The organism is Salipiger sp. CCB-MM3 (assembly GCF_001687105.1).
GTDB lineage: Bacteria > Pseudomonadota > Alphaproteobacteria > Rhodobacterales > Rhodobacteraceae > Salipiger.
On sequence record NZ_CP014596.1, the window covers coordinates 729,059 to 743,474 of the forward strand.

12 protein-coding genes are annotated in these 14,416 nt (G+C 66.3%); 2 read left to right on the forward strand and 10 right to left on the reverse strand.

Translation table 11 applies throughout. From position 1 onward, the window contains the following. Both AYJ57_RS17135 and AYJ57_RS17140 read left to right on the forward strand, forming a co-directional pair. Entirely contained in the window at positions 1-510 is a 510-nt protein-coding gene (locus AYJ57_RS17135; RefSeq protein ID WP_157374221.1) for a protein-tyrosine phosphatase family protein, read from the forward strand. Positions 511-628: 118 nt separating this feature from the next. Next, on the forward strand, positions 629-1,510 hold the full coding sequence (locus AYJ57_RS17140; RefSeq protein ID WP_066108784.1) for an alpha/beta hydrolase: 882 nt from the start codon (positions 629-631) through the stop codon (positions 1,508-1,510). A gap of 10 nt (positions 1,511-1,520) precedes the next feature. Here AYJ57_RS17140 and AYJ57_RS17145 read toward each other — a convergent pair whose 3' ends face one another. The 10 genes from AYJ57_RS17145 to urtA all read right to left on the reverse strand — a co-directional run bounded on the left by AYJ57_RS17145 (position 1,521) and on the right by urtA (position 14,062). After that, the gene (locus tag AYJ57_RS17145) at positions 1,521-2,312 is read right to left on the reverse strand and encodes a hypothetical protein (RefSeq protein ID WP_157374223.1); all 792 of its coding nucleotides are present in this window, start codon (positions 2,310-2,312) and stop codon (positions 1,521-1,523) included. A 144-nt stretch (positions 2,313-2,456) separates the two neighbouring features. Next, positions 2,457-3,482, reverse strand: coding sequence for an ABC transporter ATP-binding protein (locus tag AYJ57_RS17150; protein ID WP_066108788.1), 1,026 nt, complete (start codon positions 3,480-3,482; stop codon positions 2,457-2,459). Between the two features lie 60 nt (positions 3,483-3,542). Continuing rightward, entirely contained in the window at positions 3,543-4,763 is a 1,221-nt protein-coding gene (locus AYJ57_RS17155) for a carbohydrate ABC transporter permease (RefSeq protein WP_066108791.1), read from the reverse strand. Positions 4,764-4,860: 97 nt separating this feature from the next. Beyond that, complete coding sequence (locus AYJ57_RS17160) at positions 4,861-6,123, reverse strand: carbohydrate ABC transporter permease (RefSeq protein WP_066108793.1); 1,263 nt, start codon at positions 6,121-6,123, stop codon at positions 4,861-4,863. A gap of 70 nt (positions 6,124-6,193) precedes the next feature. Beyond that, positions 6,194-7,543, reverse strand: a complete 1,350-nt coding sequence (locus AYJ57_RS17165; protein WP_066108796.1) for an ABC transporter substrate-binding protein — start codon at positions 7,541-7,543, stop codon at positions 6,194-6,196. 255 nt (positions 7,544-7,798) lie between these two features. Next, positions 7,799-8,494, reverse strand: coding sequence for an urea ABC transporter ATP-binding subunit UrtE (gene urtE, locus AYJ57_RS17170; RefSeq protein WP_066108798.1), 696 nt, complete (start codon positions 8,492-8,494; stop codon positions 7,799-7,801). A 46-nt stretch (positions 8,495-8,540) separates the two neighbouring features. Continuing rightward, on the reverse strand, positions 8,541-9,281 hold the full coding sequence (gene urtD, locus AYJ57_RS17175; RefSeq protein WP_066108800.1) for an urea ABC transporter ATP-binding protein UrtD: 741 nt from the start codon (positions 9,279-9,281) through the stop codon (positions 8,541-8,543). Continuing rightward, entirely contained in the window at positions 9,278-10,513 is a 1,236-nt protein-coding gene (urtC, locus tag AYJ57_RS17180; RefSeq protein WP_066108803.1) for an urea ABC transporter permease subunit UrtC, read from the reverse strand. Before urtC ends, urtD begins: the two co-directional genes overlap by 4 nt. 214 nt (positions 10,514-10,727) lie before the next feature. Further along, positions 10,728-12,686 carry an urea ABC transporter permease subunit UrtB gene (urtB, locus tag AYJ57_RS17185; protein ID WP_066108805.1) on the reverse strand — a complete coding sequence of 653 codons (1,959 nt, stop codon included), beginning with the start codon at positions 12,684-12,686 and terminating at the stop codon, positions 10,728-10,730. A gap of 86 nt (positions 12,687-12,772) precedes the next feature. Next, a complete protein-coding gene (gene urtA, locus AYJ57_RS17190; RefSeq protein WP_066108808.1) occupies positions 12,773-14,062 on the reverse strand; it encodes an urea ABC transporter substrate-binding protein in 1,290 nt (429 codons plus the stop codon). Positions 14,063-14,416 lie beyond the last annotated feature (354 nt).

Below are 14,416 nucleotides of genomic sequence, written 5' to 3' on the forward strand. Positions count from 1 at the left end.
ATGATCATCTACGCGCTCCCGGTCTCGGAGGGCATCCTTGCCATCTCGCCGATGCCGGGGGCGGGGGGCAATTTGCCGGGGGATGTGGCGCATGTGACCGAATGGCGCCCGGCGATGGTGATCACCCTCGTCACCGAGGCCGAACTGCAGGCCGCGGGCGCGGGCCTGCTCGGCACGCAGGTGCAGGATCACGGCACGCGCTGGGTGCATCTGCCGATCCCCGACTTCGGCACGCCGCCCGAGGGCATGCGCGCCCGCTGGCCGGAGGTCAGCGCGCAGGTGCTGCGGGCGCTGGCGGGGGGCGGGCGCGTGCTGGTGCATTGCCGCGGTGGCTGCGGCCGCTCGGGGATGGTGGCGCTGCGGCTGATGATCGAGGCGGGCGAGGCCCCGGACGAGGCGCTGGCACGGCTGCGCCACCTGCGGCCCTGCGCGGTGGAGACCGAGGCGCAGATGGACTGGGCCATGCAGGCGCCGCGCGGCGCGGCGCTCTTCCTGCGCCATATGGACTGAAGCTGCAGAGCGCCGCTGCGCCAGCGCATTGCAACGCCGTCCGCGCCCGGCTACATCGCAGGTAAAGGAGCCAGCCCACGCCAGCCCGACCCTTCCCGGATCGTTCAGGAGATGGCGCATGGACCTCAGCCGCAGACGCTTTACCACATCATTGACCGCCCTTGCGGGGCTCGCTGCGACCCCCGCGCTGGCGCAGCGGCGGCAGCCCCCGGTCAGCTTTCCGCTTTTCGACGCGCCGCCAAACAGCCACGCGCTTGCACAATTTGACGTCACCGCCGAAGGGCTGGGATATCGCCTGTTCATCGCGGCGCCGCGCGGCGCGGCGCCCTCGGGTGGCTGGCCCTCGCTGTGGATGCTCGACGGCAACGCCGCCTTCAGCCGCTTGAGCGCGGCGCAGCTGACAGCGCATCCGGGGCTGGCGGTGGTCGGCATCGGATATCCCATCGAAGAAGGTTTCGACGGCGCGGCGCGCGCCCGGGACTACACGCCCACACCTCTCGAGACGCCAAAACATGGCCGCGGGCGAGATTGGGAGTTTGGCGGGCAGGCGGCGTTCCGCGCCCGCCTGCTGGGGCCGCTGGCCGCGGCGCTTGCGGCGCATGCCCCGCTCGATCCGGCGCGGCGCTCTTTGTGGGGGCACTCCTATGGCGGTGTTTTCGCGCTGGCGACGCTGCTGTCTGCGCCCGGGGCTTTCCGCGCCTACATGCCGATCAGCCCATCCACCGGCTTCGGCGGAGGCGCATTGCAGGCGATGGCCGCCGAGGCGCCGCAATTGGAGCGTGGCAGGGCGGAGGTTCTCATGATGCTCGGCGACAATGAGCACCGCTCGGGAACGCCCGATCTGCCCGAGCCGCGGCCCAATCCCGACACGATGGCGATGGCCGAGCGGTTGGCGCAGCGGCCCGACCTGCGCGTGCAACTGGAGGTGCTGAAAGGGCTGGGCCACGGCGCGACCTTCGCGGCGTCCTTCCCGCGCTGTTGCGCGCTGGCGGAGGCGTGAGCGGTCTTGCTCAGGGAAACACCAGATACCCTCCGCGCCCGCCGTCGAGCGTGAAGCTGGCACTGCTGCCGGTGCCTTCCTCGGGCGTGGCGAAGAGCGCGTTGCCCTGCGCCCCGTCGGTGCAGGCCAGCGCCGAGCCCATGCTCGGGAAGATCGCGGGCGGGCCGTCGAGTTGGCCGAGACAGGTGACGCGGGTCTCGGGCAGGGTCAGCAGCAGCACGTAATTCTCGCCGTCGGAACTGAGCACCTGCCCCAAGGCCGCGCCGCCGCCATTCATCTCGCCCACGCCCTGAAGGGCTTGGCCGGGCGCGGTACTCGGCGTCGCCACGGGGGCGCGCTCGACCATCGGCGGCTGCGTGACGCGGGAGGCGGTGGCGGGCGGCGCACTGACGACTGGCGCGCCGGGAGAGTTGCGGATCTGCCGGGTTCCGGCCGGGCTGCCCCGCTCGATGGTCATCACCGGCTCGCGCACCGATCCATCGGCGCCGGGCAGGTTGGCGCCAAGATCGAGCGACAGCCCAAAGCCCCCGCCATAGGCTGGGCCGTAGCCGCCGCCGGACCATCCGGGGCGCTGCGGCCAGTCGGGTCGGCCCGGGCGATGGGGCCGGTCCGGGGTCCAGCCGGGACGTGAGGGCCAGCGGAAAGGCCGCTCGGCGCTTTGCGCGGCGTCGATGTTCTGCGGCGAGACCTGCGCCGCGACGGGCGCAGCGCCGCCGGGTAGCAGCGGCAGGGTCAGCAGGGCAACAAGGCAGGCGATCCGGTGCATCGGCGCGGCTTTCGGCTGGAATGGCTCTTTGCTCACAATGACATGGAAGGCGCGGTCGTGGAAGGGGAGGGCCCGCGCACCCCCCTCCTTTGCACGGCGTGGCCATAGGGTGGGGGCGCTGCCCCCGCCGCGCGATGCGCGACTCCCCCGGCGTATTTTGAAAGAGAAGAAGCGGGCGGCTCAGCGCAGGGCGAGGCCCGCGGAATCGAAGGCACGGATCTGCGCGGGATCGAAGGCGAGGCCGCAGCGCGCGCCGGGGGCGAGGCCGGTGTCGCCCTGCGCCCGCACCGTCAGCTTGCCCGCTTCGCCGCAATCGGCGATCACATAGGTGTCGGCGCCGAGGTATTCGAGCACGTCCACCGTGCCGTCGATCTGTCCGCTGCCGGGTTCGGTCAGGGTGATATGCTCGGGGCGGATGCCGATCTGCTCGGCGCCTGCGGGCATCGGCGCGGCGAGGCGCAGACCGGGCGTCGTCGCGGCAAACACGTTCATCTTCGGCGAGCCGATGAACTGCGCCACGAAGAGATTGCCGGGCCGCTCGTAAAGCTCGCGCGGGCTGCCGACCTGACTGACCCGCCCCCCTTCCAGCACCACGATGCGGTCGGCCAGCGTCATCGCCTCGACCTGATCATGGGTGACATAGATCATCGTCGAGCCGAGCGCCTGATGCAGTTTGGCGATCTCATAGCGCATCTCGACCCGCAGCGCGGCGTCGAGGTTCGACAGCGGCTCGTCGAAGAGGAAGGCTGTGGGGTCGCGCACGATCGAGCGTCCGATGGCGACGCGCTGGCGCTGGCCGCCCGAGAGGTCCTTGGGCCGCCGTTCCAGCAGCGGCTCGAGCTTCAGAACCCGCGCCGCCTCATCGACCTTGGAGGTGATCTCGTCCTTGCTGGCGCCCGCGGCCTTGAGCGAGAAGCCCATGTTCTCGCGCACCGACATATGCGGGTAGAGCGCGTAGCTCTGGAACACCATCGCCAGCCCGCGTTGCGCCGGTGGCTCGGCGGTGGCGTCGCGCCCGCCGATGACGATCTGCCCGCGCGACGTCTCCTCGAGCCCGGCGATCATCCGCAGCAGGGTGGATTTCCCGCAGCCCGAGGGGCCGACGAAGATGATGAATTCGCCCTCGTCGATGGCAAGGTCGACGCCCTTGATCACCTGCGCGTCGCCGTACCATTTCTCGACGGAGTTCAGTTCGATCCCAGCCATGTCAGTCCTTTCCAAACCTGCGCGCGGGCGATGCCGCCGCGCCTGCGCCCTGCGGCGCGATCATCCTTTCACCGACCCGGCGGTGAGCCCCTTGGTCATGAAGCGTTCGAGCCCGAGGAACAGCACCATGATCGGCACGGTGGCGATCACCGAGCCCGCCATCAGATGCTGGCGCGGCACCTCGGAAGAGTTCAGCGAGGCGATGCCACGGGTCAGGGTGAATTTGTTCGGGTCATCGAGCAGCATGAAGGCCAGCAGGAACTCGTTCCATGCGATCATGAAGACATAAAGCGACACCGAGGCCAGCGCCGGCAGCGACAGCGGCAGGGTGATCTTCCAGATCACCTTGAGCCGCGACAGCCCGTCCATCAGCCCGGCCTCCTCGACCTCCGAAGGCAGGCCGCGGAAGTAGCCCTGCAGCATGTAGAGCGCCACGGGGATGGTGGTGACCGGGTAGATCAGCACGATGCCAAAGATGGTGTTGCGCAGCCCGGTCATCGAAAAGGCGATGTAGATCGGCAGCGCCAGCACGATCATCGGCACCATGTAGATCAGCAGGATCGAGCGCGAGAACAGCTTTTGCCCGCGGAAGCGCAGCCGCGCCACGGCATAGGCACCGGGGATGGCGAAGGCGAGGGTGATCAGCACCGTCAGCACCGAGACGTAGAAAGACGTCCAGAGATACGAGCCGAAATTATAATCCCGCATCAGTTCGACGTAAGACCGGAAGAGGCCCCAGCCCTGGCTCAGGTCGAGTGAGAAATCGAGCGGGTTCTGCACCAGCGCGGCTTGGTTCTTCAGCGAGGTCATCACCATCACGTAGAACGGGATGAGCACGATCGCGGTGAAGAAGATATAGCCAAAGCCAGTGAGGAACCGGATCACCGCCGCCTCGAAGACATGGCGGGTGAGCGCGCCCTCGGGGGTCTTGTCGAGGATCTTCCACAGCCCCAGCGCGGTAAAGAGAACCGCCGCCAAGAGCCCGGTCCAGCGCGCCGCGGCCGAGGCTTCTGGCGCGATGGCGAGCGGCGCGAGCCCGGTTAGCGCCGCCAGCGCCAGCATCGCCGCGCCGAGCGCCGCGGGCAGCACGGGCCGCGCCACACCGCCCCAGCGCAGACAGGCCAGCCCCATCAGCGCCCCCAGCGGCAGCGAAAGCCAGACCGGGCGGAACCCGGCGCCGGTGGCAAAGCTCATGGCGACCGCCACGGTGGTGGCGATGACGAAGCACCAGAGCGCTCCCAGCACGGGCCCGGTCACATATCCAAAGCGCATCGCTTTCATGGCGTCCCCCTGCTTCCTCTTGGCGTAAATATCCCGGGGTGAATTGGCCGAAGGCCAAGAGGGGCAGCGCCCCTTCGCATGGGCGTTTTACGACACATCACAGCCCTTCCTCCCGGCTCATCACGCGGAAGAAGAACAGCGAGAAGAGGATCAGCGACAGGAAGATCACCACCGCCACCGCAGCCCCCGCGCCGATGTTCGACAGGGCAAAGGCCTGCTCGTAGACGTTGACCGTCAGCACCCGGGTCCCGGCGTTGCCGCCGGTGAGCAGGAAGATGTCGTCGAACTTGTTGAAGGTCCAGATGAAGCGCAGCAGGAACAGCACCGACAGGATGCCCAGAAGCTGCGGCAGCGACAGGTAGCGGAACTTCTGGAAGGGTGAGGCGCCGTCCATATCGGCGGCCTCATACATGTCGGTGTCGATCGACTGCATCCGCGCGAGGATGAAGAGGAACGACAGCGGGAAGTAGCGCCAGATCTCGAAGAGCGTCACCATGATCAGCGCCAAGGGCCGCTCGCCGAAGAAGTTGATCGCCTGCGAGGTCACGCCCATCTGCATCAAAAGCGCATTGGCCGAGCCCGAGTAAGGGTCGAACAGCAGGATCCACGCGAAGGCCACGGCGATCACCGGCGCGACATAGGGAAAGAGGTAGAGCCCGCGCAGGATGCCTTGCCCGCGAAAGCTCTTGTCGAGCAGCATCGCCGCGAAGAGCCCGAGGATCAGCGCGCCGGCGGTGCCGAAGACGGTGTAGAAAAGCGTGACGCCAAGCACCGACCAGAACTCCGAGCCTTGGAAGATGCGGGCGAAGTTTTCCAGCGTGAAGCTGGAGAAGGAGGTCAGCACGTTGTTCGCGCGGCCGGTGATGACGGGCTCGCTGGCTTCCACGTCGGGGCCGTCGAAATAGGAGGGCTCGGCGGCGACGGGAATGCGGATCTGGTCGCGGAAGCCGCCCTCCCAGTCGCCGAGATCGCAGGTCAGCGTGCTGCCCTCGAGCGTGCAGCGCGGGTCCATCTCGGTGGCATTCAGGCCTTCGGGCCATGTGTCGGTCAGGGTGACGCCGGTGATCGCCTGATCCTGCGAGGAGTTGCGCAGCCGGTAGCGCAGGTACGCGTCCGGATCGCCCTCGTCGAGATCGCCGCGGATGTCCTCGCGCACCACCGGCGCGGGTGGGCGCAGCTCGGCGAGGCCGATGGGCTTGAAGGCAATCCAGAACACCGCAAGCAGCGGCAGGATGACCACCAGCGCCACTGCGGCGAGCGTCGGGAACAGCAGGCCCCAGGCCAGCCGCGCCTCGCGGCGGGCGAGGGGGCCCATGCCCTTGGGCGGGCGGGCCATGTCAGGTGGAACGGGTTCCGTCATGGCACCCTCCGGTCTTGCACGTCGGAAAAGGAAGCGGGGCGCCGGAAGGGCGCCCCGCCATATGGGATGTTTACTGGATCGCGCTCAGCTCGTCGTTGAGCTGGCTGACCGCCTCGGCGGCGTCGATCTCATCGTCGATATAGGCGCGGACCACGCGGTTCACCGCTTGGCTGTTGACCATCTTCGAGGCCAGCGCCATCTGGCCCACATCGGCCCCCCAGCGCTGCGCCACGTCGAGGCCGGCAACAAGCTCGTCCACGGTCTCTTCACCGTAAAGATCGACAAGCGAGGCCTGACGGTCGACGCCGACGGGCAGTTTCGACCATTCGGTGACGAACATCTCGGGGTCGTCGTCGGTGCCGCGGCGGACGGGGAATTTGCCCTCTGGCGCGATCGCCAGCGTGTCGAGATAGCCCGCGTCCATCGAGAATCTGACGAATTCCTCGGCGACATCGGTGTTGGCATCGCCGGTCACGCCAAGGAAGTTCAGCTCGGCAAAGGCGGCGCCATCGGGGTTCGAGGGGCCCGAGAAGTTGGTGACGATGCCGGTCTTGCCAGCGAGTTCCGCCGAGGTCGGATCATCGGTGATCGTCGGCGGCGCGCTGTCGCGCAGCCCCGCAAGCTCGTCGAGGATGAAGGGCGACCAGATGGTCATCGCGGTGTTGCCCGAGAAATAGATCGTGCGGGCCTGATCCCAGTAGAGATCGCCCGGCGGCGAGGCCTTGGCGATCGCCTTGTAGAAATCCAGAACTTCGGTGGTTGCCGCTTCATCAAGCTCGGCAAAGCCGTCGGAGCCCACCGGAGAGACGCCATTGGCGAGGAAGACATGCTCCAGCACCTGGCTCATGAAGGCCTCGTCGACCTTGGTGGCGGCGACGAAACCGTACATCTCGGGCGGGTTGTGCAGCTTTTCGATCGCCGCTTCCACTGCGGCATAGCTGGTCGGCGGCTCGAGCCCGGCCTCTTCGAAGAGGTCCTTGCGGTAGATGATCATCTGCGTCCAGCCGTCGGCGGGGACCGAGGCGAAACCGCCGTCGAACTCGGCCATCTGCAGCGCGCCGGGGGCGAAAGTGGCGCCGCCCAGCTCCTCGATGATGTCTGTGGCGGCGTCGGGATCGAGAATGCCCGCTTCGGCCCAGGGCAGGGCGTAGGACAGCGGGTGGTAGATCACATCGGGCATGTCACCGGCGGCATAGGCAGCGGTGGCGCGGGTGCCCATTTCGCTTTCGGTGACCGGGATGACCTCGACCTCATGGCCGGTCTCTTCGGTGAAGGCTTTTGCCATGGCTTCCTGCTTGGCAAGGCGTTCGGGCTGTTCTTCGATGGTCCAGAACCGGATCGTGTCGGCCTGTGCCATTCCGGCGGTCAGCACCATCGCCAAAGCGGTGCCGCCGAGAATCCGGCGTTTGATGGATGTCATGGTGTCCTCCTGTTGTCGGTTTTTAACCCGCGGGCAGAAGGGGCGGCCCGAAAAAGTGAGCCGGGCATATGGTTTGCAATCTTTGGGAGAGCCGTTCGCGCGCAATCGCGCCGCGGCGCAGCAGATGCTCCTCCCTCAAAAACCCCTTCACCAACGTATGCATGTCAACAATCTCCTGCCCGGAGACTTGGCGCTCAAAGCGCTTTAGGCAAGGAAAAAAGACGCCGCAACGCAGCAACTTAGGGGGGTTTTGGGTCAGATAGAGACTTTTTCGAGCAATGCCTCGCGATCGATCTCGCCGGACTGTCCAGAGAGCGACACTTCGCCCCGGGTGACCGCATAGAAACTGTCGGCCAGCCCCCAGGTGAAATCGAAATACTGCTCGACCAGAACCACCGCCATGTCGCCCTGATCGCGCAGCTGCGCGATGACACGGCCGATCTGCTGGATGATATTGGGCTGGATGCCCTCGGTCGGCTCGTCGAGAAGCAGCACGCGGGGCCGGGTGATCAGCGCGCGGGCGATGGCGAGCTGCTGCTGCTGGCCGCCCGACAGATCGCCGCCGCGCCGCTGTAGGAAGTCCTTGAGGATCGGGAACAGCTCGAAGATATGCGCCGGCACGCCGCGCTCGGAGCGGTCGAGACAGGCAAAGCCCGACTCGAGGTTCTCCTGCACGGTCATCAGCGGGAAGATCTCGCGCCCCTGCGGCACATAGGCGATGCCCGCGCGCGCCGCCTGATAGGCGTTGAGGTGATCGAGCGGCTTGCCGTCGAGGCTGATCGCGCCGCCCGAGTAGGGGTGGCGCCCGGCGATGGCCTTAAGCAGCGAGGTCTTGCCCACGCCATTGGTGCCCATCACCGCGGTGACCTTGCCCGGCTCTGCCGCGAGGCTGATGCCGTGGAGGATCTGGCTCTGCCCATAATGCAGGGTGAGGTTGTCGACTTTCAGCATGGCATCTCACTCCATCCGCAAATCTCTCGCAGGTCTGCGAGCGTCTTCATCGTCCCAGATAAACGTCGATGACGTCCTGATTGGCGGTCACATGGTCCAGCGAGCCCTCGGCCAGCACCGAGCCTTCACAAAGCACCGTCACCTTGCAATCCAGCCGCCGCACGAATTCCATGTCGTGCTCGACCACCACCACCGCATGTTTCTGCGCGGCGCGGCGCAGCAGGTCGGTGGTGTGCTCGCGCTCGGCGGGGGTCATCCCCGCCGCGGGCTCGTCAACCAGCAGCAGCCGCGGGTCCTGCGCCAGCAGCATGCCGATCTCGAGCCATTGTTTCTGTCCGTGGCTGAGCTCGCCCGAGACCCGGCCAAGCTGGTCGGTGAGGCCGATCTCCTCGGCGATGCTCTCGATCCGCTCCGCTCCGGCTTTGGTCTTGCTGTAGAACAGCACATCGAAAGGCCCGCGCTTATTCTTCAGCGCCATGGCGAGGTTCTCGCGCACGGTCTGCGCCTCGAACACCGTGGGCTTCTGAAACTTGCGTCCCACGCCCGAGCGGGCGATCTGGCTTTCGCTCATCTTCAGCAGCGACACGGATTTCTCGCCCCAGAGCACGCGGCCCTCGTCGGGGCGGGTCTTGCCGGTAATGATGTCCATGAAGGTGGTCTTGCCAGCCCCATTGGGGCCGATGATGGCGCGCAGTTCCGGCTCGCCGATGCGGAAGCTGAGGTTGTTGATCGCCTTGAAGCCGTCGAAGCTGACGGAGACGCCGGACATCTCGAGCAGGGTCTTCATTTCTCTTCCTCCCCCTCGACGGTGCGATGCGCGCCCATGTCGGGCCCGAAGTCACCAACCCGTTCGGGCACCGGATGGCGGCGGGTGAACAGGTCGAACAGCCCGCCGATGCCCTTGGGCGCCAGCAGTGTGACCGCCACGAAGCTGAGCCCCAGCAGCACCAGCCACCAGTCGGTCCAGTTGATCGTGTAGAAGCCGAGATTGATGTTGGGCGCGCCGCCGCCGGTGAACCAGCTCGACAGCAGCGACACCACAGCCGCGCCAAGCGCCGCGCCGTAGAGCCGCCCGCGCCCGCCGATGGCGACCCAGACCGCGAGGTAGATCGAGGCGATGGGGGCGATCTCGGCGGGGTTGATGATGCCCGCCTGCGGATAATAGAGCGCGCCCGCGAGCCCCGAGACGATGCCGGTGAGCGTGAAGATGAAGAGCTTGTAGCTCTCCACATGGTAGCCGAGGAAGCGCACCCGGTTCTCATTGTCGCGGATGCCGCGGATCACCGATCCCATCTTGCCCGAGACCACCCAGGCAAAGAGCAGATAGCCAAACCCGAGCGCCGCCGCCGAGGCCCAGAAGAACCAGATCGAGATGGTCGACTGCGGCACCGCGTCGAGTCCCGGCAGGTTCTGCAGGCCCGATAGCCCGTTGTTGCCGCGCAGCCCGGCCTCGTTCTGGAAGAGATAAAGCGACAGCGCCAGCGTCATGGCCTGCGTCAGGATCGACAGGTAAACCCCGGTGACCCGGCTGCGGAACGCCAGCCAGCCAAAGACCAGCGCCAGCACGCCCGGCACCAGCACCACGAGCAGCAGTTGCAGCGTCAGACTATGGGCAAAACCCCAGAGCCACGGGAAATCGGCGCTGCCCACCACGCCGAAAATCTGCTGGCCGATGGCGTCATGGATCTCTTCGGGGGTGGGCGGGATCGGCGCGGCGCGGAGGCTTTCAGCGATGATCAGCTCGGTCCGGGCGTACATCAGCCACATGCCGATCATGTAACCGCCGAGCCCGAAGAACGCCATATGCCCAAGGCTTAGGATGCCGGTGTAGCCCCAGACCACATCCATCGCCACGGCGACGAGCATCAGGCACAGCGTCTTGCCCAGCGTCTTGACGAAAGAGGTCGACAGGAACCCGGTGCCGGTTGCAGGTGCCAGCACGGTCACCAGCACAACGAACAGCGCGAGGGCCAGCAGGAACCATGCGACGGATTTGTTCTGCGCGAAGAAGCTGGTCATGCGAAGGCTCCTTTGGTCGCGAGGGAGAGGAGACTCCGCCCGCCGTCCCCCGTTTGGGGGCTCCGCCCCCGCGCCGCTGCGCGGCTCTCCCCCGGGATATTTTCGCCAAGAGGAAGAGCAGGGCGCATGTGGGCTTTCATCTTTCCGCAAATACTCCCGCCGGAGGCGGCCCGGCGCTGGCCAGAGGTGAGACAGTTGTGGGATTTGTCCATGATCAATCTCCCGCCGCGCGGCCCTTGAGGGCGACGATGCCCTTTGGCCGGAACTGGATGAAGAGGATGATGAAGAGGATCATATAGGTCTGCGCCGCCAGCGTATTGCTGGGGTTCATCCATTCGATGCCCTTTTGCAGGATGCCGATCAGCGCGGCGCCCGCGAGCGTGCCCCAGACATTGCCGACGCCGCCCACGACCACGGTCATGAAGCTCTGCACGATGTAATTGGCGCCCATCTCCGAGGTGACCTGCGCATACAGGCCGATGGCGATGCCCGCGATGCCGGCGATGCCCGAGCCGAGGCCGAAGGTCAGCATGTTGATCTTGTCGGGGTTGATGCCCATGGAGGCGGCCATGCCGGGGTTCTGGGTGACCGCGCGGACCTCGAGGCCGATGCGGGTCTTGTTCAGGATGAACAGGATCAGGCACAGGAACACCAGCGCCAGCACGAAGATCGCGATGCGGATATTGGCGATGCCGGCGACGTCGTTGATGATCCACGCGCCGTCGAGCCAATGCGGCGAGGTGAGCGGGCGGGCCTGCGTGCCGAAGATGTTCTTCGCAAGCTGCTGCAGCGCGATGGAGATGCCGAAGGTGGCGAGCAGCGTCTCGAGCGGGCGGTGATAGAGCCAGCGGATCACCAGCCGCTCCATCGCAACGCCCGCGGCGAAGGTGATCACGAAGGCCAGCGGCAGCGCGACGATCAGCGACAGCGTGTAATCGGGGATGATCTGCTGCACCACGTAGCCGGTATAGGCGCCCATCATGATGAACTCGCCATGGGCCATGTTGATGACCCCCATGACGCCGAAGGTGATGGCAAGGCCGATGGCGGCGAGGAAGTAGATCGAGGCGAGCGACAGCGAGTCGAGGCCAAAGTCCAGCGCCTGCCACATGCCGACGCGGGTGCGCACGCTTTTCAGCGCGTCCTCGGCGGCGGCGGTGATGGTCGGATCGGCTTCGGTGTATTCCTCATAGAATACGTGGGAGGCGAGGGCGGTCTCGCGGTCCTCTTCGGTGACGCGGGGCGGCACGGTGCCGGCCTCGGCCAGCGCGGCATAGGCGCGCTCGCGCCCGGCCTCGGTGCCAAGCTGGCCCACCGGCACACCCGCGACGGTGCCGCCGTCGATATTGGCGGTGAGCGCGGCTTTGATCTGCTCGCGGCTCTGCACCGGCCGCGCCAGATCGGCGCTCACGAGGCGGGCATAGGCCTCGGCCTCGGTCAGGTCCGCGCCGGGGGTCAGCTCGCGGGCGATATTGGCCCCCTCGGGCAGGGTCTCGGCGACGCCGGAGCGGGTGGTGAGGATCTGGTTGAGCACCGCGCGCACGTCCACGCTCAGCTCGGAAGACAGCGCTTCGATGGCGGCGATGCGGGCCTCGGGCGTGGCGCCGAAGCTGGCGGTGAGCATCCCGTCGAGACGCTTCTTGCGGGCCAGAACTCCGGGGTCCTCCTCGGTTTCGATGGAGGCGCGCAGCGGCTCGATCTGATCGGCGGAGGGGCTGCGGGCAATGGAGTCGAGCGCGGCGATGCGGTTGGAGATCTCGGGGTCGGACAGCTGGAACTGCACCAGCGCGCTGGCGATGACCCGGCGCACGCCGCCATTGGGGCGGATCTGATCCAGCTCGCCGCTAGGGGCGGTGCCCGCGCTTTCGCCGGTCGCCACATCGGTCAGCGCAAAGCCGTCGCCGTCCTTGGTGGCATAATAGAACTGCCCGTCGCTTTCGCGCTGATAGACCTCGCGGTCGGCCCAGGCCTGCAGGAAGGCTGGAACGGCGGGGTCGCCGGAGCCGACGAGCGCGCCGATGAGATCGCCGACGGTCTGACGACCGGGCTTGGCCACCTCGTCGGAATATTGCTGCAGGATTGCCGTGAGGCCCGTCTGCTGCGCCAGCGCCGCGAGCGGCGCGGTGATCAGGCAAAGCAGGAGCGCAAGGGCAGGCAGAAGCGCGCGCGGCATGGACGGCCCCCGGATAAAGCTACGGAATAGTCGGAACGAAGGCGCGGGCGCGCAGAGTGAGGCGCGCCCGCGGGGAGGAGTTCAGATCAGTAGTTCGACTGGATCTGCACGCAGGTTTCGGTCTCGGTGTTGTACATACCGCACTCGAGATCTTTCCAATCGGACTTCAGAACCGCGGAGTCGGGCAGGAAGTCGGTCCATGCATCGCCCGGAACCGGATCGGTTTCCGAGATGATGTCGAACTGGCCGTCGGCGCGGATTTCGCCGATCAGCACCGGCTTCGACAGGTGGTGGTTTACGCCCATCACAGCGGTGCCGCCGGTCAGGTTCGGGTACTCTTGGCCCCACATCGCCTCGCGCACGGCGTCGACATCGGTGGTTTCGGCCGCTTCTACCGCGTTCACCCACATGTTGAAGCCGATGTAATGGGCTTCCATCGGGTCGTTGGTGACGCGGCTGTCGTCGCCGATGAACGCGTGCCACTCGTCGATGAACTCGGCGTTGGCGTCGGTTTCGGCGGTCATGAAGTAGTTCCACGCGGCGAGGTGGCCGACCAGGTTCGAGGTGTCGAGGCCCGAAAGCTCTTCTTCACCGACCGAGAAGGCCACCACGGGGATGTCGTCCGCCGAGACGCCCTGCGCCGCCAGTTCCTTGTAGAAGCCGATGTTGGCGTCACCGTTGATGGTCGAGATCACGCCGACCTGCTTGCCGTCAGCGCCAAGCGCGACCACGTCGGACACGATGGTCGACCAGTCGGAGTGGCCGAAGGGGGTGTAGTTGATGAAGATGTCTTCCTCGGCGATGCCCTTATCCTTGAGGTAAGCCTCGAGGATGCGGTTCGTGGTGCGCGGATAGACATAGTCGGTGCCCAGAAGAGCGAACTTCTCGACGCCAAGCTCGTCGAGGAAGTAATCGGTGGCCGGGATCGCCTGCTGGTTCGGGGCGGCGCCGGTGTAGAAGACGTTTTTCGAGCTTTCCTCGCCCTCGTACTGAACGGGGTAGAAGTAGAGCGCGTTGAGCTCTTCGATCACCGGCAGCACGGCCTTGCGCGAGGCCGAGGTCCAGGAGCCGAAGATCACGTCGACCTCGTCGTTGGAGATCAGCTCGCGCGCCTTTTCCGCAAAAAGCGGCCAATCGGAGGCGGGATCTTTCACCACGGCTTCAAGCTCGCAGCCCAGCAGGCCGCCGGCCTGGTTCTGCTTGTCGATCAGCATCAGCATGGTGTCTTTCAGCGTGGTTTCCGAAATTGCCATGGTGCCGGAGAGCGAGTGCAGCACACCCACTTTGATCGGGCAGTCGGCGTCCTGCGCCGAAACCGCACCGGCCGAGATCATGGCAAGAGCTGCCACGCTGGAAAATTTCATTGCTTTGATCATGTTCTACATCCCTAGAGAGCGGTCTCTTCGGGCCCCGCACGGAACGGCTCTTGTGGCCGGTGATCTGGGCGGGTCCTCCTCCGCTTCGATTATCGTTGTGCCGCTGGCGGCTGCCCTGTTCCGGACTTTGACCGCCGCGGCTCCCCGTTGCTGATGCGCCGTTTTGCGGCGCCCCCTTCGGATACCTAAGGCCGGGCAGCGCGCCACTTGCTTTCCGTTGGGGAGCCACGGCTCACGGCGCCGTGATTAATTTCGAGGCGGCGTGATTGATGTGTGTCTAATTTTTGTGCGCAATGAATGCGCATTCAGCGCCATTTTCCGGCAAACTCCGGCTAAACTGAGGTGAATACTCAC